Annotated in this window: 19 protein-coding genes; 18 read left to right on the plus strand and 1 reads right to left on the minus strand. The window is 62.7% G+C overall.

The genetic code is table 11. The annotated features are described in order from the left end of the window. The first annotated feature begins 52 nt into the window (after positions 1-52). From EB084_01045 to flhA, 16 genes are all read left to right on the plus strand, one after another. The gene (locus tag EB084_01045; GenBank protein ID NDD26842.1) at positions 53-1765 is read left to right on the plus strand and encodes a hypothetical protein; all 1713 of its coding nucleotides are present in this window, start codon (positions 53-55) and stop codon (positions 1763-1765) included. A gap of 92 nt (positions 1766-1857) precedes the next feature. After that, entirely contained in the window at positions 1858-2751 is an 894-nt protein-coding gene (locus tag EB084_01050; protein NDD26843.1) for a hypothetical protein, read from the plus strand. Between the two features lie 92 nt (positions 2752-2843). Next, complete coding sequence (locus tag EB084_01055) at positions 2844-4184, plus strand: hypothetical protein (GenBank protein ID NDD26844.1); 1341 nt, start codon at positions 2844-2846, stop codon at positions 4182-4184. Between the two features lie 25 nt (positions 4185-4209). Next, a complete protein-coding gene (locus tag EB084_01060) occupies positions 4210-5514 on the plus strand; it encodes a FliI/YscN family ATPase (protein NDD26845.1) in 1305 nt (434 codons plus the stop codon). Next, entirely contained in the window at positions 5514-5984 is a 471-nt protein-coding gene (gene fliJ, locus EB084_01065; GenBank protein ID NDD26846.1) for a flagellar export protein FliJ, read from the plus strand. The genes EB084_01060 and fliJ overlap by 1 nt, the downstream gene beginning before the upstream one ends. Before the next feature lie 101 nt (positions 5985-6085). Beyond that, positions 6086-6739, plus strand: a complete 654-nt coding sequence (locus EB084_01070; GenBank protein NDD26847.1) for a lytic transglycosylase domain-containing protein — start codon at positions 6086-6088, stop codon at positions 6737-6739. An 83-nt stretch (positions 6740-6822) separates the two neighbouring features. Then, a complete protein-coding gene (locus EB084_01075) occupies positions 6823-7827 on the plus strand; it encodes a flagellar hook-length control protein FliK (protein ID NDD26848.1) in 1005 nt (334 codons plus the stop codon). A 192-nt stretch (positions 7828-8019) separates the two neighbouring features. Beyond that, a complete protein-coding gene (locus EB084_01080; GenBank protein ID NDD26849.1) occupies positions 8020-8841 on the plus strand; it encodes a flagellar hook basal-body protein in 822 nt (273 codons plus the stop codon). Between the two features lie 213 nt (positions 8842-9054). Then, a complete protein-coding gene (gene fliM / locus EB084_01085) occupies positions 9055-10032 on the plus strand; it encodes a flagellar motor switch protein FliM (protein NDD26850.1) in 978 nt (325 codons plus the stop codon). A 52-nt stretch (positions 10033-10084) separates the two neighbouring features. Next, positions 10085-10351 (plus strand): flagellar motor switch protein FliN, encoded by a 267-nt coding sequence (gene fliN / locus EB084_01090; protein ID NDD26851.1) that lies wholly within the window; start codon positions 10085-10087, stop codon positions 10349-10351. A gap of 94 nt (positions 10352-10445) precedes the next feature. Beyond that, entirely contained in the window at positions 10446-11117 is a 672-nt protein-coding gene (locus tag EB084_01095; protein NDD26852.1) for a hypothetical protein, read from the plus strand. Between the two features lie 17 nt (positions 11118-11134). Continuing rightward, entirely contained in the window at positions 11135-11923 is a 789-nt protein-coding gene (gene fliP / locus EB084_01100) for a flagellar biosynthetic protein FliP (protein NDD26853.1), read from the plus strand. Positions 11924-11953: 30 nt separating this feature from the next. Next, positions 11954-12232, plus strand: a complete 279-nt coding sequence (gene fliQ, locus EB084_01105; GenBank protein ID NDD26854.1) for a flagellar biosynthetic protein FliQ — start codon at positions 11954-11956, stop codon at positions 12230-12232. A gap of 11 nt (positions 12233-12243) precedes the next feature. Beyond that, the gene (locus tag EB084_01110; protein NDD26855.1) at positions 12244-13071 is read left to right on the plus strand and encodes a type III secretion protein; all 828 of its coding nucleotides are present in this window, start codon (positions 12244-12246) and stop codon (positions 13069-13071) included. A gap of 18 nt (positions 13072-13089) precedes the next feature. Further along, positions 13090-14199 carry a flagellar biosynthesis protein FlhB gene (gene flhB / locus EB084_01115; GenBank protein NDD26856.1) on the plus strand — a complete coding sequence of 370 codons (1110 nt, stop codon included), beginning with the start codon at positions 13090-13092 and terminating at the stop codon, positions 14197-14199. Positions 14200-14269: 70 nt separating this feature from the next. Then, the gene (gene flhA / locus EB084_01120; GenBank protein ID NDD26857.1) at positions 14270-16384 is read left to right on the plus strand and encodes a flagellar biosynthesis protein FlhA; all 2115 of its coding nucleotides are present in this window, start codon (positions 14270-14272) and stop codon (positions 16382-16384) included. A gap of 63 nt (positions 16385-16447) precedes the next feature. Here flhA and EB084_01125 read toward each other — a convergent pair whose 3' ends face one another. Continuing rightward, positions 16448-17794 carry an aspartate aminotransferase family protein gene (locus EB084_01125; GenBank protein ID NDD26858.1) on the minus strand — a complete coding sequence of 449 codons (1347 nt, stop codon included), beginning with the start codon at positions 17792-17794 and terminating at the stop codon, positions 16448-16450. 298 nt (positions 17795-18092) lie between these two features. Here EB084_01125 and EB084_01130 point away from each other — a divergent pair, with 298 nt between their 5' ends. Together EB084_01130 and EB084_01135 are read left to right on the plus strand one after the other, a co-directional pair. Next, positions 18093-18320 carry a hypothetical protein gene (locus EB084_01130; protein NDD26859.1) on the plus strand — a complete coding sequence of 76 codons (228 nt, stop codon included), beginning with the start codon at positions 18093-18095 and terminating at the stop codon, positions 18318-18320. A 299-nt stretch (positions 18321-18619) separates the two neighbouring features. Then, the coding region (locus EB084_01135; GenBank protein NDD26860.1) for a hypothetical protein at positions 18620-18807 on the plus strand (188 nt) is incomplete at its 3' end.

Consider the following 18807-nt stretch of genomic DNA (forward strand, 5'->3'; position numbering starts at 1 on the left):
GGGCGCCGAGGGACTGTGTGGATTCAAAGACTGACGAGAGAGGTGTCGACCAATGGCCACAGGGATTCAGACCGGGATCCGAACCGGTGCATCGGCCCCGCTGCCCACGGGTAAGGGACCCGCCGGCGGCGGAGGTGGCCTGTCCAAGGTGCTGGCGGCCTGGAACGGCATGAGCACCAAGCTGAAGGTGCTTGCAGGCGGAATCGTGGCCGTGCTCATACTCGGCATCGGCGGTTACGTCTATCTCTCGTCGGCCAACAAGCCCGTCGCGCTGTATCAGCGAAACCTGACGCCCGGCGATGTGCAGGAGATCTCCGCCAAGCTCGACCAGCTCGGCATCCCCTATAAGAATGAGGCGGGCAAGATCATGGTCGCGCCCAGCGAGCAGTCGCGCATCGTGGGCGTCCTGATCAACTACGGTCTCCCCCACTGGACGCTGCAGGCGGCTCCGGAGGCAGGTGGCATGACGCCGAAGACCGAGTTCGAGAAGCGCCAGCAGGCCTCGCGTGACCTCGAGGCAACGCTCATCGACGAGCTTCGCCAGGTCGATTTCGTGGCCGACGCGCGCGTGAACCTCGTGCAGTCTGACGACGACAGCCTCACGCAGCGCCCCGCCAAGGCGACCGTGCTGCTGAAGCTCAAGGTGGGCCAGCTTCCCAAGAAGGGCCAGATCCAGTCGATCATCAATCTCGTTGCCAGCTCTGTGCCGGGTCTTCAGCCCGACAACGTGAAGGTGACCGATACCAATGCCCGCGTCTGGAACGACGGTGGCAAGATCGCCAGCTACGGCACGACCGACCCGTCCGCCACTGCGAGCAGCGACGACGAGGTCTTCTCTGATGAGCACCTCGCCATCAAGAAGGCCTACGAGAAAGAGTACGCAAACAAGATCCGCTCCGCCCTGAACCAGATGATGGGCTCCGACAAGTACACCGTGGCGGTCGATGCGGAGATCGATTTCAACCAGACCAAGATCGAGACCACCCAGGTGGGCGATCCCAGCGGCAACGGCCAGGTCGTCTCCGTCGTCAAGAAAGACGAGGAGCGCTACACCAACAATCCCGACAAGGAGAAGGGGCAGAAGAAGTCTGCCGCCTCCAGCGGGGGTGCGGTGCAGCAGACCGGCATGGCGGCCAGCAGCAATGATCCGAACAGCAACACCAACTACGTGAAGGTGAAGTACGAGCAGAAGGTCGAGTCGAACAAGGTCGTCAAGACCGCTATCCTCGCGCCCAACGTGGTCAGCCGTCTCACGGCCAGTGTTGCGGTCGATGGCAAGCACGACACCGAGCAGAAGCAGAAGCTGGCGCAGGTCGTGGCGGGCGCCATCGGTATGAAGCCTGAGCGTGGCGACAAGGTCGACGTCATCGACTGGGCCTTCACCCACGAGAACCCGGTCGCGGGCGAGATCAGCATGGGGCCGGAGCCCGTTGCGGTGAGCCGTCGCGACAGCGGGTCGAACAAGACGCTGATGGTGCTGGCGATGCTCGTCCCCACCACCGTGCTGCTGAGCGTGCTGACCATCTTCCTCCTGAAGCAGCGCCGTGTCCAGGCTGACCGTCAGGGTCTGGTGATGACGATGGGTCCAGGGGCGACCACCTCTGACATCTCTGACCTCCTCTCTGACAAGATCGGCCGCAACACTGCGACCACACAGTCGACCCGCGTGAACAACACCGAGCAGCTCGAGAAGCTTGCGAAGGAAAAGCCCACGAAGGTCGCCGAACTGCTGAAGAGCACGTGGCTTTCTGACAGAGAGAGGTAGGGTGAGCTCCCATCAGTAGCGGGAATCTTACAGCGCGGCAGAAGACAGCTATCCTCATAAAGTCCCTGCCGCCGGAGGTCTCCCATCAGATATTGATGGAGCTCGGGCCGGAAGGGCAGAAGATCCTTCTGGAGTCGAACTCCCTCAATGTCCCCGCTGATGTGAAGCAGCAGGTCATCGACGAGTTCCTGCAGACCACCGATGGCTCCGCCCTGGGCGGAGCCATTCGTGGGGGAACGACCGTCGCCTCAGGTGACCCGTTCGGCTTCCCCAAGCCCACCCCTGGCCCTTCTTCCCCGTCTGGCTCGTCCGGGGGGCGGCGGCCTCTCGACTTTCTGCGACGGGTAGACATCCAGCAGCTCTTCAAGATCCTCCGCAAGGAGCATCCGCAGACCATTGCGCTGGTGCTGAGCCATCTCGATCGCGGCCAGGCCTCTTCGTTGCTTGCAGAGCTCTCGCCCAACCTCCAGGCCGAGGTTGCCCGGCGTGTGGCGGAGACCGGACGCGTGGTGCCCGAGGTCTTGAACGAGGTCGAGAAGGTGCTCGAGCAACGCCTCTTCTCCATCGTTGAGGGTGACTACAGCAGCGCTGACGGCAAGGAAGTGCTGTTCGAGATCCTCAGCAAGGCCGATCGCAGCACTGAAGACAAGATCATCAGCGGGCTCACCGTGAAGAACCCGCACCTGGCGGGAGACCTCAAGACCAAGCTCTGCGACTTCGAAGACCTGAACAACGTCGACGATTTCTCGTTGCTGCAGGTGCTGCGCCTCACTGACACGCGTGATCTGTGCCACGCGCTGAAGGGGGCCAACAAGGATCTCGCGGAGCGCATCTATCGCAGCATGCCGCCGGAGACCGCTCGGGCGCTCCGAGGAGACGTGGAGGTTCTGCCTCAACCCTCCTGGGAAGAGATCAAGGCGGCCCAGCAGCAGATCCGAAACATCCTGCGTGGCCTGGTGGCGCTCGGCAAGATCAAGTTCAAGTGAGTCTGGGCGATTCCGCCCGTTCAGTGGGGTCCGCACGGGCGGAAACGTTTCGGCCGCCCCTTCGGGAGCGGCTGTGAAGGTGGAAACGGCGCGTGATCATCAAAGGGAAACGAGGCGAGCACGCCTCCGAGGAAGAACCTCGACTCGCTCCCGCGGCGCCGCAGGGGCGCGAATCTGCCTTGATCAAGAGCAAGGGGGCGCCGCTGTCGGCCCCCGAGCCCCTTCCCACCGCCCGCCGCTCCTCCCTCGTGAAGCGCGGAACCTACAGTCACACCGAGGCTGATGAGGCGCCCCAGGCACACGCTCCAGGTCCCGTTGACGAAACTGATCGCGTCGTCATCCCCACGGGAGATCGCCCCGCGCCTGCTCCGATTCCGGCGTTCTCAGATCCATCAGAGGGGGGGCATGTGCCTCCGCCGTCGATGGGTCCCCCTGTTGATCAGCAGATCATCGAGGAGGCGAAGCGTCGCGCGGAGGCCATCATGCGCCAGGCGCAGCTCGACGCCCGCAAGCTGCTCGAGGAGTCGAAGATCCACTGTCAGAACGCCCTCGAGCAGGCAGAGCGTGAGGGCTACGTTCTCGGTCAGCAGAAGGGCTACGAGGCGAGCACCAGTGAGATGGTCGAGCTCATCCTCCAGATCCGGCAGATGCTGGGCGATGTGGTGTACGCGCGTGAGAAGGTGCTGCGAAGCTCCGAGGGGGCGGTGGCCCATCTCGCGCTCCAGATCGCCGAACGCGTGACGCAGACCGCGGTCACCGTGAATCCTGAGATCATCAAGAACCAGGTCTCGTTTGCCCTCGAGAAGGTCAAGGACCGCGAGCACGTCACGGTGCGCGTGAACCCTGAAGATCTCGACGTGGTTCGCGCCCGCCGCGACATGTTCCAGAAGATCCTCGAGGGACCGAAGACGTTCGAGATCAATGGCGATCCGAAGGTAGACCGAGGTGGCGTCATCATCGAGACCAATCTGGGAAATGTCGACGCGCGCATCAGCACCCAGCTTCAGGCGCTTCACGTGGCGGTCATGGAAGTCGAGAAGCGCATGCAGGAGGAGTGGGAGCGCGCCGCCATCGCCGCCCGTGAGCAGGCGATGCAGCTCGGACTGCCGCCGCACCTGGCGGAGCAGGCGCAGCTTCCGCCCCTCCCTCCCCTGCCGGAGTTCGACCCGGCGTCGATGGTGGATGAGGCGCAGCACTGGGAGGGCGCCGTCGAGCCGGATCAGGTCGTGTACGAGCAGGCGCCCGCCTACGGGGGAGAGGGCGATTGGCAGGCGCAGACCTACGATCCGGCTGTGATGTCTCCCGCGCAGGTCGATCCGTCTGCGGGGTGGCCACAGGAGGCGCAGCAGGCGCCTGTCCAGTGGAGCGCGCCCGTGGCCCCCGCGGAGCTGGGGCAGACCCAGGTCGAGGAGGGCGCTCCGCATGATCAGTGATCTCGGTCCCCTCGACCTCGAGAGCATGGCGCCGTGGGTGCGCGCCGTGGCGAACGCCACCACGGTGAAGATGCACGGCAAGGTCACCAACGTGGTGGGTCTGGCCATCGAGTCAGAAGGCCCGACCTGCAAGATGGCTGAGCTCTGCTACATCTATCCGAAAGACAGCGATGATCCCCCGATTGAAGCCGAGGTGGTGGGGTTCAAGGGCAATCGCGTTGTGCTCATGCCTCTCGGCGAGGTGCGAGGAATCGGCCCGGGCTGCGAGGTGCGAGCCACGGGCGGGCCGCTGATGGTTGCCGTGGGGCACGCACTCCTGGGGCGCGTGCTCGATGGCCTGGGAAACCCCATCGACGGCAAGGGTCCCATCGATCCGGACGCGATGTACTCCGTCCACAACGAGGTGGTGAACCCGTTCCTGCGGCCGCGAATCACGAAGCCGCTCCAGACCGGGGTGCGTGTTCTCGATGGTCTGCTCACCCTGGGTCGCGGCCAGCGCGTGGGAATCTTTGCCGGTTCAGGTGTGGGAAAGTCGACGTTGCTCGGCATGATTGCCCGCAACACAGACGCAGACGTCAACGTGCTCACGCTCATCGGAGAGCGCAACCGCGAGCTGCGCGATTTCATCGAGCTCGATCTGGGAGAGGAAGGCCTCAAGCGCTCGGTCTGTGTCGTGGCGACCTCTGACAAGCCAGCGCTGGTGCGTCGCATGGGCGCTTATGTGGGAACCGCGGTGGCGGAGTTCTTCCGCGATCAGGGCAAGGACGTGTTCCTCATGATGGACTCGGCCACGCGATTCGCCATGGCGCAGCGCGAGGTGGGGCTGGCGGTGGGAGAGCCGCCAGCCACGAAGGGGTACACCCCTTCGGTGTTCGCGCTCTTCCCCAAGCTCCTCGAGCGCCCCGGCACATCGCCCACGGGCACCATCACGGCGCTGTACACCGTGCTGGTCGAGGGTGACGACATGAACGAGATCATTGCCGACACGGTGCGTGGCATCCTCGATGGCCACATCGTCCTGGCACGCAAGATCGCCCATCAGAACCGCTATCCCGCGGTTGATGTGCTGCAGAGCATCTCGCGTCTCTTCCCGGAGATCACAAAGCGCGATCATCAAGATGCCGCAGGCAAGCTGCGCAAGGTGCTCGACACCTATCAGAAGAACGAGGACCTCATCAAGATCGGCGCCTACAAGGACGGCAGCGATCCGGATGTCGACTACGCCAAGCGCATGTTCAAGGAGGTCGTGGGCTTCCTGAGCCAGCGCAAGGACGAGCCGACGCCGATGGACCAGACTCTCGAGATGATGAAAGCCCTCATGGCGCGCTGATGCCAGCCAAGCGCTTTGTCTTTCGGCTGCAGACCGTACTCGAGCTCAAGATCAAGAAGGAGGATGAAGAGAAGAAGAAGCTCGGTGACCTCATCGCCTGGCAGAAACAGGAAGAGCAGATCCTTGCCCAGCTGGTGGCGACCGAGCAATCGACGCGCGCCTATCTCAAGGAGAAGCAGGCCACGGGTCAGTGGATCGAGGTAGACGAGCTCAAGCGCATCTCGTATTATCTGAAGAAGGTGGCGGGTGAGATCGAGGCACAGAAGCAGAAGCTCATCGAGATCGCCCGTCGCATCGAGGAGCAACGAGACGCTCTTCTGGCCGCCGTCAAAGAGAAGAAGACGCTCGAGACACTCAAGGAGAACCAGCACCAAGAGTGGCTGCGCGAGGTCGAGGAGGAAGAGGCCAAGGTCCTCGACGAGCTTGCCACCCTGAAATATGCCCGTGAAGGGTACGGCAACGAAGAATAGGAGCGGGGCCCGATCAGCCCCATCGGAACGCGAAAGCGTGTGGAAAGGCAGGGAGACAGACCATGGGAATTCTCGACCGAATCACAGCCATCGAGACGCGCATGCACGAGATCCAGACCATGATCAGCAGCCAGCAGGTGGCGGCGCCCACCTCGGCGGCAATGTCTGGTCAGGCGTCGTTCCAGGCCGTCATGGGCGGCGTGATGGGGGCGCAAGGCATGCCCGGCGCCCCGTCTGCCGCGGCGGGGATGCAGCAGATGCTGCCCGGCATGACGCCCATGGGGCTGACGGGAATGGCGGGAATGCTGCCGGGCGCGGGAACCCCTTCTCCGATTCCTCCTTCCACAACGGGCGCCCCCGCCGCCACGCAGTTCGATGACCACATCAAGGAAGCCGCCGAGAAGTGGGGCGTCGATCCGCTGCTGGTGCGCGCCGTGATCCAGCAGGAGTCGGCGTTCAACCCCAGCGCGACCTCGAGCTGCGGGGCGCAGGGCCTCATGCAGCTGATGCCAGAGACGGCGCGCAGCCTGGGCGTGTCGAACGCCTACGATGCCCGCGAGAACATCATGGGGGGCACACGTTACCTGAAGGGGCTGCTCGAGCGCTTCAACGGCGACACCCGTCTTGCGCTCGCCGCCTACAACGCAGGGGCGGGGAACGTCCAGAAGTACGGTGGCGTTCCCCCGTTCGCCGAGACCCAGAACTACGTGGCTCGCATCATGAGCAACTACGAGGGCATGAAGACCCCGAAATGAGTTCTTCCGTGATGGCGGACACGGAAGCGTGCCCGCCGTCTGCGGTTCAATGAGTCGAGGAGATTGAAAGGAGGTAGAGGGCGATGGACAAGATGACGGAACATCCGAACCTGATCTCTCTGATCAGCAGCAACAAGCCCGAGAGCGGCGCGCGCAAGCAGGCCGCGAACACGGAGGGCGACTCGTTCTCGAAGGTTCTCGAGAAGAAGACCGGCAAGACCGACGAGGCCGCTGAGAAGAGCCGCGAGACCATCGCGAGCGACAAGCCGACAGAGAAGGGGCGCGAGAAGAGCAAGGATCAGGTCGAGCTCGAAGAGCGTCTCAAGGCTCGCCTCAACGGCAAGCCCGGTGAGATGTCGATGGCGAACTACATCTACAACATCGTGCTGCAGAACCCGGATGCCCTCTCCCTCTCAGAGAAGCAGGCCTTCAAGGTCGGTGAGTTCTCGAATGAGGCGATCGACGCAAGCGAGTTCAAGAAGATGCTGGGTGAGCGCGGTCTCGATCTGAAGAACCTCAACCTCACCCAGCTGGCGCAGCTTGCGCAGACCACGAACAAGGCCCAGGTGACGGCCTTCCTCGACGAGCTCGTCAAGAAGCAGCGTCACGACGAGAAGGCGCCGGAAGGCGCGATGCTCGGCGTGAAGACCGACGATTCCCGCCCTGAGCAGGCGGAGAAGGAGCGCAAGACAGCCGAGGCGCGTGGCACGGAGAGTGCCCGCACCGAGGAGACGTCTCCCCAGCCTCGGTTCGACCTGGTCTCTGAGAGCCAGCGCCCCCAGAGCACCGAGACCTCGAGTCGCAAGGAAGAGCGGGAGAAGGTCATTGCCCAGATCATCGAGCGCATGGAGATCCAGAATGTGGGACGGCGCACCGAGCTGACGCTCAAGCTGAACCCGGAGTACCTGGGGGAGATGCGCGTCAAGCTCTCGAGCGAGAACGGCAAGCTCGAGGCGTCGTTCGAGACGACCTCGCGCGAGGTTCGTCAGTTCATCGAAGAGGGCTGGGAGGGTCTCCGCGACACGTTCACCCGCAAGGGTCTGAACCTGCAGAAGGTCACGGCCACCCTGGTCGAGAGCGTCACATAGACGTGGGGGGGAAGGCCTCGACATCGCCGAGGTGCTCCCCCTCACGACGTCGGCACCTCTCGTCTAGGGGGTGCAGGTTGCCAAAGAGTAAACCTCGTTAACAAAGTGTTAACATCGCGTTAAAGGCTTCGCAATCACGCCCTGATACACTACGAGTGCAGCAGAGCGTAGAAAATCCTGGAGGACGGCCGAATGTTCGATTTCAACTACCAGGTCAACGGCATCATGCAGAACCAGCAGATGCTCAACACGTACTTCAACAACATGCAGAACCAGTTCACCCCTGGCTACAAGGCCGAGTCGGTGTCGTTCACCGACGTGCTGGGTCAGCAGATGGCCGGACGTGGTGCAAAGGCCAAGACCAACGGCATCATCTTCACCCAGGGTCAGATCTATGAAGACAAGAACCCCACGCACATGGCCATCAACGGCCAGGGGTTCTTCGCGGTGACTGACGGCCGTCAGACGCACTACACCCGCGATGGCCAGTTCCAGTGGGGCCAGGACGGCAGCCTGCAGATGGGCGACGGCAAGAAGGTGATGGGCTTCGAGCTCGACGCCAACGGCAACCAGTCAGGTGAGGCCAAGCCCCTCAAGTGCGCCATCGACCCCCAGAACGGCCTCTACATGGGCAAGTACAACAGCGTGAGCTTCGATGAGAACGGCACGCTGTTCGGTGAGGTCACCGAGACCAACCCGGCCACCAACCAGACGGTGACCCAGAAGGTTCCCATCGCTCAGGTCGCCCTTGCATCGTTCGCCAATGCGGGTGGCCTGCAGAAGAGCGGCAACACCACCTTTGTCGAGTCCAAGAACTCGGGCAAGGTGGCGCTGGGGGTGTCCGGCCAGGGCGCTCTCGGAAAGATTGCCACGGGCAGCCTCGAGATGTCGAACGTCGACTTTGCACAGCAGGCAGCCGCAATCGGCATGGCCAAGCAGAACTACGAAGCCAACTTCGCCGCCTTCCGCGCGATGGACAAGCTCACCGAGTCTGCTCTGGGCCTCATCCGCTAGGCGTTCCGCGATGCAAGGGGAGGTTGACGGGATCCGTCCCGCGGCCTCCCTTTCGCTTTTTGTGTCTTGTGCGCGCGTATCTCGGGTAGCGGGCGGCGGGCGATGCGTTGCTGGCAGATCTGCACAGCGAAGGGGAATTCTGCCCCTGCTCGTGCAATCTCCTCATGATGCGTGGCCCTGCACGCACTTCCATCGCAGATCGGAGGCTCCCTTTTGCGCGACGATTCCGGCGGCTCCTTTGATCAGGTCATGCGTCTGACGCGCGAGCACTCGGCGACGAGGCGGTACGCCATGGCGGACCGCTACGATTTCAAGCAGACCGAGAAGTTCTCGCAGGACCAGACCAAGTTCCTGGAGCGCATCTACTCGTCGTTTGCCGAGCACGCCATCACCGTGCTCGCGCCGCTCCTCCAGACACGCGTCGACCTCGACCTGCAGCCCATCAAGCCGCAGCCCTATCAGAAGTACCTGAACTCCCTGCCTGACCCGACCATGCTGGTCGTGTTCAAGGTCGATGCAGACACGCAAGGCCTCCTGAGCCTCGAGTACGAGCTGGCCTTCGGGCTCATCGATCGGCTCATGGGGGGGCGCGGTGTGAAGTTCGACGAGTATCGCTACTTCACCGATCTCGAGCGGGCGGTGCTGCAGCGACCCGTGGCTCGTCTTCTCGAGGCGTACGGCGAGGCGTGGCGCGACGTGGTCTCGGTGCGGCCCGTGTTCGGGGCGATGGAGCTCAACCCCCTGGCGGTGCACATCGTGCCGCCCAGCGAGACCATGGTGGTGGTCACGTTCCACGCGGTCATCGCCCAGAGCGAGGGCACCATCGAGATCTGCCTGCCCTTCAAGCACCTCAAGAGCATCGTTCCGAAGGCCAGCTTCGATGAGTTCCTCATGTCGCGGCAGACCGCTGCGGCCCCTGGCGGCCTGCCGCCCATCGTCACCAAGAACCTGGAATCGGCCAAGGTGCCCATCTCAGTCGAGATCGGTCGCGCGGAGGTCATGTTCCAGGATCTGCTGGGCCTCGAGGTCGGAGACACCATCAAGCTCAACACTGCAATCGGTGAGCCGCTGCGAATACGCGTGAACGATCGAACGAAGTTCCTCGGGCACCCCGGCACGACCCGGGACGGCAAGCTGGCAACCAAGCTCGTGCGCGTTCTAACGGAAGGAGACGAAGAGTTTGAGGAATGAGAGCCTGTTCGGCCATCACGACGAGCCGGTCGCCAAGGGCGTGCGGTTCGACATGATCGAAGCCAGTGAGTCGGGGGGGGCGCCGTCGTCCATCGACCTGCTGCGTGACGTTCCCCTCGAGGTCCAGGCGCAGTTGGGCAAGTCACGCAAGCTCGTGAAGGATATCTTGAAGCTCAATGTCGGCTCCATCATCGAGCTCGACAAGGAGGCCGGCGAGCCGGTTGACATCCTGGTGAACAACAAGCTGATTGCGCGTGGCGATGTGGTCGAGATCGACGGCAACTACGGCGTGCGCATCATTGAAATCGTGTCTCGCTGACGTCGCTGTCAGCAAGACACGCACTCGGCCAGAGAAGGCAGGCGATCGCGTCATCAACGGGCTGCTGAGCATCGTGGACCGGGGCAGGGCACGAATGTGCGTGTGGACGGCAGTGCTGCTGCTGTTCCTGGGCACCGGCGTGGCCACGGCTTCGCCATCGCCATTGCCGTCGGCTGAAGCCGCTGTGTCTGCGCCCGCCACACATACGTCTGGCGAGCCGCTGCCGCACGACGCGACGCCGAACCCGGCCGCTTCGAGTGAAGCCCGCCGGGGAACGGTGAGCGATCCCGTCGGTGGCATTCCCTATGCCGAGGGGCCGCGTGAGTGGCGGCATGGCGAGGAGATCAACTGGGGTCGTCAGATCGCCACCACGATGATCTGGCTGGTCCTCATGTGCGGAGCCATCTGGCTCATTCTCCGGGTGCTGTACGGGCGGGTCGGATTCGGAGGCTTCGGGCAGGGCTCGAAGCGAACCATACAGGTGATCGACCGGCACTTCCTCGGTCCCCAGAGGGCGTTGATTACCGTGCGTGTTCCGGGCAAGGTCCTGCTCCTGGGCATGACCGAGCAGACCATCACCACCCTGGCCGAGCTCTCTCCAGAAGACCTGGAGGTGCCGACCCTCGCAGGGGGCATAGACCCTGGCGTTCGACTCGTCTCCGAGGTACCTGTGTCGAGCGAGCCCCCGCGTGACAACATCGTCGATCTCGCCGCGCTGTTCGGCCGTCGCGGAGCGCAGTCCGGGAAGGGAGATGACGCGGAGTGAGCGGTGCAGCAGGTTCGATGCGACCCTACCGACGAGCCGTGGTTCTCTGCGCGCTCTTCTTCCTGGCGCTTGCGGGGGTTGCGCTGGCGCAGAACGCCCCCGAGCTGACCCTTCCCACCATCAAGATCGAGGAGGGTGGCAAAGGCGGAGGCGGCCTTGCGACGCCGCTTCAGATCTTGATGCTGATGACCGTGCTGTCGCTGGCGCCCTACATCCTCGTCATGACCACGTCGTTCATCCGCATCAGCATCGTGCTGTCGTTCCTGCGCACCGCGATGGGCACGCAGCAGGTGCCGCCGACCCAGGTGCTCATGGCGCTCAGCCTGTTCATGACGCTCTACATCATGTCGCCCGTGGGCAAGCGCATCAACGAGACGGCGCTGCAACCCTACTTCTCGAACAAGATCAAGCAGGCGGAGTTCATCGATCGGGCGTCAAGCCCGCTCAAGGACTTCATGTTCGCCAACACCCGAAAGACAGACATCGTGCTCTTCTTCCGCTTGAGCAATCTCAAGGAGAAGGAGTTCCCCGCCATCGAGAAGCCGGCAGACGTGCCCATCCACATCATGCTCCCGTCGTACATCGTGAGCGAGATCAAGACCGCGTTTGCCATCGGCTTCCTTCTCTACATCCCATTTCTCGTCATCGACATGGTGGTGGCTTCTGTGCTCATGTCGATGGGCATGTTCATGCTCTCTCCCATGACCATCTCATTGCCGTTCAAGCTCTTGCTGTTCGTCATGATCAATGGGTGGGAGATCATTCTCGAGGGGCTCGTGAAGAGCTTCAAGCAGCCGGTCTACTGACGGAGGAAAGCAGTGCTGTTCCTGGCCAAGATCACCTTCGATGACGGCTTCATCCTCGGCATCTGCAGCGAGGCGCTCTACCTCATCCTGCTGCTCTCTTCTCCCATGCTCATCTCGGCGCTTCTGGTGGGCCTCGTGATCAGCATCCTGCAGGCCACCACGCAGGTTCAGGAGCAGACCCTCTCGTTCGTGCCCAAGATCGTCATCACGTTTCTCTCGCTCATCCTCTGCAGCACCTGGATCGGCGGCATGCTCGGCGGGTTCGCGGTACGCATCTTCAGTCTCATTCCCAACCTGGTTGTGAAATAGGAGTCGCGCGGGTGAACAACAGCCCAGAGTTCTACACCATATGGGCGGTCTGGCTGCTGATCTTCGTTCGCATGGTCGGCTTCTTCGTGCAGGCGCCCATCTGGGGTTCCGCGCACATCCCCAAGCCGGTTCTCGCGGCGACCGCCGCCATGATCTCGGTGGTGCTGTTCCCGCACGTGCCCGTTCCCAAAGGGCTCGAGACCCTGGGAGAGCATCTGGCGGGAGGCGACTTCACGCCGTTGGCCTATTTCATCGCCGCGCAGTTCACGGTGGGGCTGGTGATCGGCTACATGTCGTACCTCATCATGGCGGCTGTGCAGTTCGGCGCCGAGCTGCTCGATGTGCAGATGGGCCTCTCGGTGGCGGCCAGCTTCGACCCCGCAAGCCACGGTTCCGTGAACATGATCCGACGCTGGGCCTTCTATCTCGCCATGGTCTTGTATCTGCTCATGAACGGTCACTACAAGGCGCTCGAGGCCATGAAGTTCTCGTATCAGGTCATTCCGCTCGACGGCATCAACTTCAGCTACTACATGCTCGAAGATCTCATTCTCAAGACGGGGCTGATCTTCTCCCTGGGGCTTCAGATCGCCTCACCCGTCGTGGCCTCGCTCTTCATCACGCAGGTGGCGCTTGGACTGCTGGCCCGTGTGGCGCCTCAGATGAACGTGTTCATGCTGAGCTTCCCGCTCAACATCATGATCGGCATGACCCTGCTCTCATCGATGTTGCTGCTGCTGCGTGAGCGCCTGGCGCAGCTCTTTGATGACAACATCCACTGGATGTGGCAGAACATCCGGTTTCTCGTTCCCCACACGAGTGGGTTCGCGATCTGGTAGAGAGAGGAGGAAGACGACATGAGCGGTGAAGACAGCGACAAGACCGAAGAACCAACAGAGCACAAGCTGCAGGAGGCCCGCAAGAAGGGCCAGGTCTTCAAGAGCCAGGAGATCGTGAGCACCTGCATGCTGCTTGCCACCGCAGGCGTGCTCATGACGGCCGGCGGCTGGATGTTCGGTGAGGTCATCAACTTCACGCGGGCTCGCTGGACGAACATCATTGAGAACAGCGATTTCGCTGGGCGAGACCTGAAGCTCGATTTCGCGTGGTGGACGTTTGCCTTCCTCAAGATCCTGGGGCCGCTCCTCGCTCTCGCCTTCGTCATGGCGGTGATCGCAAATGTGGCGCAGATCCAGTTCCTGTTCTCAACAGAGTCGATTCAGCCAAAGCTCTCGAAGATCAACCCCATCGAGGGGTTCAAGCGCATCTTCTCCGCCAAGTCTCTGATGGAGCTGGCCAAGCAGCTGGCCAAGCTCGGCTTGATCGGATGGATTGTCTACAAGGTCGTCAGAGAGTCGCTTCCATCACTCGTAAACCTCATCGAGCAAGACATCGGTTACACGGTCACGACCACGCGCAGCATCTGCATTGAAATCATCAAGAAGGTGATTGTGGGCAGCATCGTCATTGCGGCAGTCGACTACATCTTTCAGAAGAAGCAGTACATGAAGCAGATGAAGATGTCGATGCAAGAGCTCAAGGACGAGTACAAGGACACCGAAGGAAACCCTCAGGTGAAGGGCAAGCTGCGCCAGCTCATGCGCCAGGCGTCACAAGGGCGCATGATGGAGGGCACGGCGGGGGCCAACGCGGTGGTGACCAACCCGACCCACCTGGCCGTTGCGCTGCGGTACGAGCAGGGGCTTGATGGCGCCCCCAAGGTCGTGGCCAAGGGCGAGAACCTCATTGCGGCCCAGATCAAGGTCATCGCCGAGGACAACGACGTGCCGGTGCTCGAGAACGTCGAGCTGGCTCGGGCGCTGTTCTCGGCCTGCGAGGTGGGTCAGGAGATCCCTCCCGACCTCTACAAGGGCGTGGCCGAGGTGCTTGCCTACGTCTTCAAGCTGAAGCGAAAGCGTCAGATGCGTCGCAAGCGCGCGGCGCAGTCCACGGGGGCGAAGCGCTGAGGGTCTGCGCCAGCAGGCTTCAAGGCCAGCGGGTGGGTGAAGTCCGAACGTCCAGGGAGATGCACGTCGCATGAAGTTCAAAGCTGCAGACATCGGGGTCGCCGTGGTGGTCATCGGCATCATCCTCATGCTGATCGTGCCGCTGCCACCGACGTTCCTCGACATCCTCCTGACGATGAACATCGCCACCTCGGTGATCACGATCCTCATCTCGATCTACATCACCAACCCGCTCGAGTTCGCGGTCTTCCCGACCATGCTGCTCGTGGCGACCCTCTTCCGACTGGCGCTTGACGTGTCGGCCACGCGTATGATCCTGGCCGGCGATCCGCACTCTCCGGATTCGTGGTCGGTGCCCACAGACGGGACCAAGCCCATGCCGCTATGGGCCGGTCATGTGATTCCCGCGTTCGCCCAGATCGTCGTGGCGGGCAACATCGTCATCGGCCTCATCATGTTCCTCATCTTGATCATCATCCAGTTCATGGTGATCACGAGCGGTGCCGAGCGTATCGCGCAGGTCGCGGCTCGATTCACCCTCGACGCCATGCCCGGCAAGCAGATGGCCATCGACGCCGACCTCCACTCCGGCCTCCTCGACGCCGAGGGCGCGAAGAAGCGGCGCAAGGAGATCGAGCGAGAGGCTGACTTCTACGGCGCCATGGACGGTGCCGGCAAGTTCGTCAAAGGCGACGCGATGGCCGCCATCGTCATCATGATCGTGAACCTTCTAGGAGGCGTGCTGGTCGGGCTTCTCTATCACGGCTTGAGCGCCTCAGACGCATTCAAGAACTACGCCATCCTCTCCATCGGAAACGGTCTCGTGACAACGCTGCCCGCGTTCCTGATGTCGACCTCGATGGGTATGGTCGTCACCCGTGCCGCCTCTGAAGCCAACCTCGGCGAGGACGTGGTGAAGCAGGTTGCGGCGCAACCCACCGCGCTGAAGGTCGCCGCTGGTTTCATGGGACTGCTCGGTACCTTCGACATCTTCGGATTGTTCGGCCACCAGCTGTGGTGGGTGTTCTACACCCTGGGAGGCGTGTTCTGGGTGGTTGCCGGCAAGCTCGATCAGAAGTCGGTCGAGGTGGCCGTCCAGGAGACAAAGAAGGAAGAGCAGCAGAAGCAGGAGCAGACGAAGAACCCGGTCAGCGTCGTGCAGATCATGCAGATCGACCCCATCTCCCTCGAGGTGGGTCGCGGCCTGCTGTCGCTGGTCGATCCCAATCAGGGGGCCAAGCTGCTCGAGCGCGTCACGTCGATTCGCCGCCACATCGCCCTCGAGATGGGCATCGTGGTGCCGGGGGTGCGCTTCCGCGACAACCTGCAGCTGAAGCCGAACGCCTACAGCATCAAGATCAAGGACGTGGAAGTGGCCACGGGCGAGGTCATGGTGAACCAGTTCCTCGCCATCGGTCCCGAAGACAAGCTCAAGGGCCTGCGCGGAACCAAGACCCTCGATCCCACCTACGGCATGCCGGGCGTGTGGATCTCGCCTGAGCAACGGGGCGAGGCCGAGCGCCTGGGCTGCATGATCTTCGATCCGGTGAGTGTCGTGGCAACGCAGCTCACCGAGGTGGTGCGAACCCACGCGGCAGATCTGCTGGGCCGTCAGGAGGTCAATGCCCTCATCGAGACGGTGAAGAAGACACACCCCGCCGTGGTGAAGGAGCTCATCCCGGATCAGGTGAGCGTGGGCGAGGTTCAGAAGATTCTGCAGAACCTGGTGCGCGAGCGGGTATCGATTCGCGACCTGGTGACGATTCTCGAGACGATTGCCGACAACGTGCACATGACAAAGGACTCCGAGGTTCTCACCGAGTGCGTGCGCGTGCAGCTGTCACGCTCCATCTGCAAGGAGTACATGAACAACGAGGGCGTGATCAACGTGATCACCCTCGATCCCCAGATCGAGCAGATGGTGGGGCAGTCGATTCAGCGAACCGACATGGGATCGATTCTCGCCCTCGACCCGAGCATCGGCCAGGCGATTCTGCAAGCGCTGGGCCAGGAGGTGCAGAAGCTTCAAGACCGTGGTCTGCAGCCCATCGTGCTGTGCGCGCCGCAGATCAGGCCATCGATCAAGAAGCTCACCGACCGTTCGTTCCCGAACCTTGTCGTGCTGTCGTGGAACGAGATCGCGCCGCGCGTGAACGTCAATCCGGTGGGCATGGTCACGGCCTGATCCGCCGCCCAGCCCAGGTACGCCTCAGGGGACAGATCGTTGCGCGGCTCGGATGTGCAGCGCCTATCGCTTGCCGTAGCGCGCGCTCAGCTTCTCCTGCACGGCCGCGTTGAGATCGGTGACGAACTGATCGAGCTCGTCTGAGCTGAGGGCGCCCACCGCTGCAAGGCCGCGATCGATTCGGGCGAGCATGTCGTCGAGGAAGGCTTCGTCGACGATCTGGGGGGGGCTCACGCGCACCAGGGTGGGGGCGTGGATCGGGGCGAGCAGCAGCAGATGCTCCTCCTTGGCCAGGTAGCGCACCAGTGGCAGGCCCTGCCGACCGTCTGCGAGGACGAACGTGCGCATCAATCCGAGCCCCTTGATCTCGACGACCATCGGATGCTTGCGCTGCAGCGCCTCGAGCCCCTCTTGGAGATACCTGCCGAGCCTCGCGCTCTGCTCGACGAGGTTCTCTTCGATGACGGCGTGGATGGCGGCAATGGCGGCCGCACAGACGAGCGGGTTTCCGCTCCAGGTCGAGTTGTTGTAGGCGGGTTTCGCCATGGAGGCCTGCTGCACCGCGGGGCCGTAGACGCAAGCCCCCGCGGCGAGAACGCCGCCTCCCATGAACTTGCCGAGGCAGATCATGTCGGGCACGACCCCTTCATGCTCGACGGCAAACATCTTGCCTGTGCGCCCGAAACCGGTCTGGATCTCATCGACGATCAGGAGCGCACCGTGCTGCGTGCAGAGCTCGCGCAGACGGGTCAGGTAGCCGGGGGGGAGAACGGTGCAACCGCTGGCCGACTGCACGACCTCGACGAGCACGGCCGCCGTGGTGGGGCCCAGGCTCTTCTCGACGGCCTCGATGTCACCAAACGGAACAAGCGTGCAGCCATCGAGCAGGGGAAAGAACCCCTCGCGCCAGTAGGGCACGCCGGACACGGAGGAGCAGCCGATGGACATGCCGTGGAACGAGTTCTGTGTGCTGATGATCTGGGGGCGCTGCGTGGTCAGTCGGGCAAGCTTCATGGCCACCTCGATGGCCTCGGTGCCACTTGCGGTGACGAAGGAATGGTTCAGGTTCCCGGGCGTGATCCCGGCCAGCAGCTCGGCCAGCTGCGCCTGCGTGGGGTTGAACCCGAACTTCGGGGAGAGCGGGAGGCGGTCGAGCTGCGCCTTCACCGCCGCCACCACGCGCGGATTGCGATGGCCGAGGCCGAACACGCCTCCGATGGTGGTGCCATCGATGAACTCACGGCCGTGGCGGTTGCGTATCTTCGTGCCTTCGGCTTCGTACTCGACGAAGTCATCGGTGAGAACCTCGAGGTAGAGGGCGCTCATCGGATCGATGAATCGGTAGTAGGCGTCGATGGTGAGCTGCTCGAAGGGATCGAGCGCGGGCAAGGATGCGGCTGCCGTGAACATGGTCGAGGGCTCCCGTCCAAGGCTGGGCGGCGGTGCTGCGCTACCCGAGAGAGAAGCGCGCGCGGACGCGCCGTGGGGCCAGTTTTCTTTGTGCCTCCAGGGCTTCCCTGCGGGGAGCGAGGAGACGGCGTGGCGCAGATGCTGAATCCGGGGAGGGCCGCCCGATCGCGTTTACAAGTTGGAAACGTTTCGTTTACAAGACCGCAACAAACCGCCCTTTACTTTGTCTCCCCCCCGTGTGATAATAGGCTCAAGAACAAAACATCTGAGGAGGCGTACCAAGATGATTGGTGGCGGAATGCAGAACGGCGCGGCGATGGCCCAGCTCCAGAACAACGACTTCCAGAACGCCCAGACCATCTACACCCAGATCCAGGCTGACAACCAGAAGCAGCAGATGGAGCGCTGGAAGATCGCCCAGGACACCCAGACCAAGATCTTCGAAATCCAGCAGGATGTGACCGCGAACAAGGCCCAGACCCAGGACAAGGCCTACAAGAAGTGGGACGAGTACATCCGCGCGTAGTCGCTCTCGAGCGTCACGTGTGAAACAGCAGGCAGCACGCCTGCTGTTTTTCGTTCTGGGCTGGCTGCGCGGGCCAGCCCGTTGTCGTTCTGGCCGATCTGCACCTCAACACGAAGAGGCGCCGTGCGGCTTGCGCGTTGTCGGCGTAGAAGGGCAGGCGGGGCTGGCTTCCCGCGCTTCGTGGGGCGAGCGGAGATGTTCACCTCACGGACATCGTTCTCGACAGTCATTTTACCGTGGCTTCACTCGATCGTGAGACCCTGTGGGCAAGGGAAAACACGCGTAGGAGGTACACGGAAATGGCTCTTCCTGCAATTGCGGGCAATCTGCTCGGGGGACTCGCGATGGGGGCGATGGGAGGCGGCGGTCAGTCGAATGCCGCCGCGCAGATGCAGCTGGTGAACAACGACTTCCAGAACGCCCAGACCATCTATACCCAGATCCAGGCGGACAACCAGAAGCAGCAGATGGAGCGCTGGAAGATCGC

It is taken from the genome of Pseudomonadota bacterium (assembly GCA_010028905.1).
In the GTDB taxonomy this organism is placed as follows: domain Bacteria; phylum Vulcanimicrobiota; class Xenobia; order RGZZ01; family RGZZ01; genus RGZZ01.

What these genes read in the sequence shown, in the direction of transcription:
- EB084_01045 (NDD26842.1), top strand. Translation starts at nt 53, where the DNA reads ATGGCCACAGGGATTCAGACCGGGATCCGAACCGGTGCATCGGCCCCG.
- EB084_01060 (NDD26845.1), top strand. Translation starts at nt 4,210, where the DNA reads ATGGCGCCGTGGGTGCGCGCCGTGGCGAACGCCACCACGGTGAAGATG.
- fliJ (NDD26846.1), top strand. Translation starts at nt 5,514, where the DNA reads ATGCCAGCCAAGCGCTTTGTCTTTCGGCTGCAGACCGTACTCGAGCTC.
- EB084_01070 (NDD26847.1), top strand. Translation starts at nt 6,086, where the DNA reads ATGCACGAGATCCAGACCATGATCAGCAGCCAGCAGGTGGCGGCGCCC.
- EB084_01075 (NDD26848.1), top strand. Translation starts at nt 6,823, where the DNA reads ATGGACAAGATGACGGAACATCCGAACCTGATCTCTCTGATCAGCAGC.
- EB084_01080 (NDD26849.1), top strand. Translation starts at nt 8,020, where the DNA reads ATGTTCGATTTCAACTACCAGGTCAACGGCATCATGCAGAACCAGCAG.
- fliN (NDD26851.1), top strand. Translation starts at nt 10,085, where the DNA reads ATGATCGAAGCCAGTGAGTCGGGGGGGGCGCCGTCGTCCATCGACCTG.
- EB084_01095 (NDD26852.1), top strand. Translation starts at nt 10,446, where the DNA reads ATGTGCGTGTGGACGGCAGTGCTGCTGCTGTTCCTGGGCACCGGCGTG.
- fliP (NDD26853.1), top strand. Translation starts at nt 11,135, where the DNA reads ATGCGACCCTACCGACGAGCCGTGGTTCTCTGCGCGCTCTTCTTCCTG.
- flhB (NDD26856.1), top strand. Translation starts at nt 13,090, where the DNA reads ATGAGCGGTGAAGACAGCGACAAGACCGAAGAACCAACAGAGCACAAG.
- flhA (NDD26857.1), top strand. Translation starts at nt 14,270, where the DNA reads ATGAAGTTCAAAGCTGCAGACATCGGGGTCGCCGTGGTGGTCATCGGC.
- EB084_01125 (NDD26858.1), bottom strand. Translation starts at nt 17,794, where the DNA reads ATGTTCACGGCAGCCGCATCCTTGCCCGCGCTCGATCCCTTCGAGCAG.
- EB084_01130 (NDD26859.1), top strand. Translation starts at nt 18,093, where the DNA reads ATGCAGAACGGCGCGGCGATGGCCCAGCTCCAGAACAACGACTTCCAG.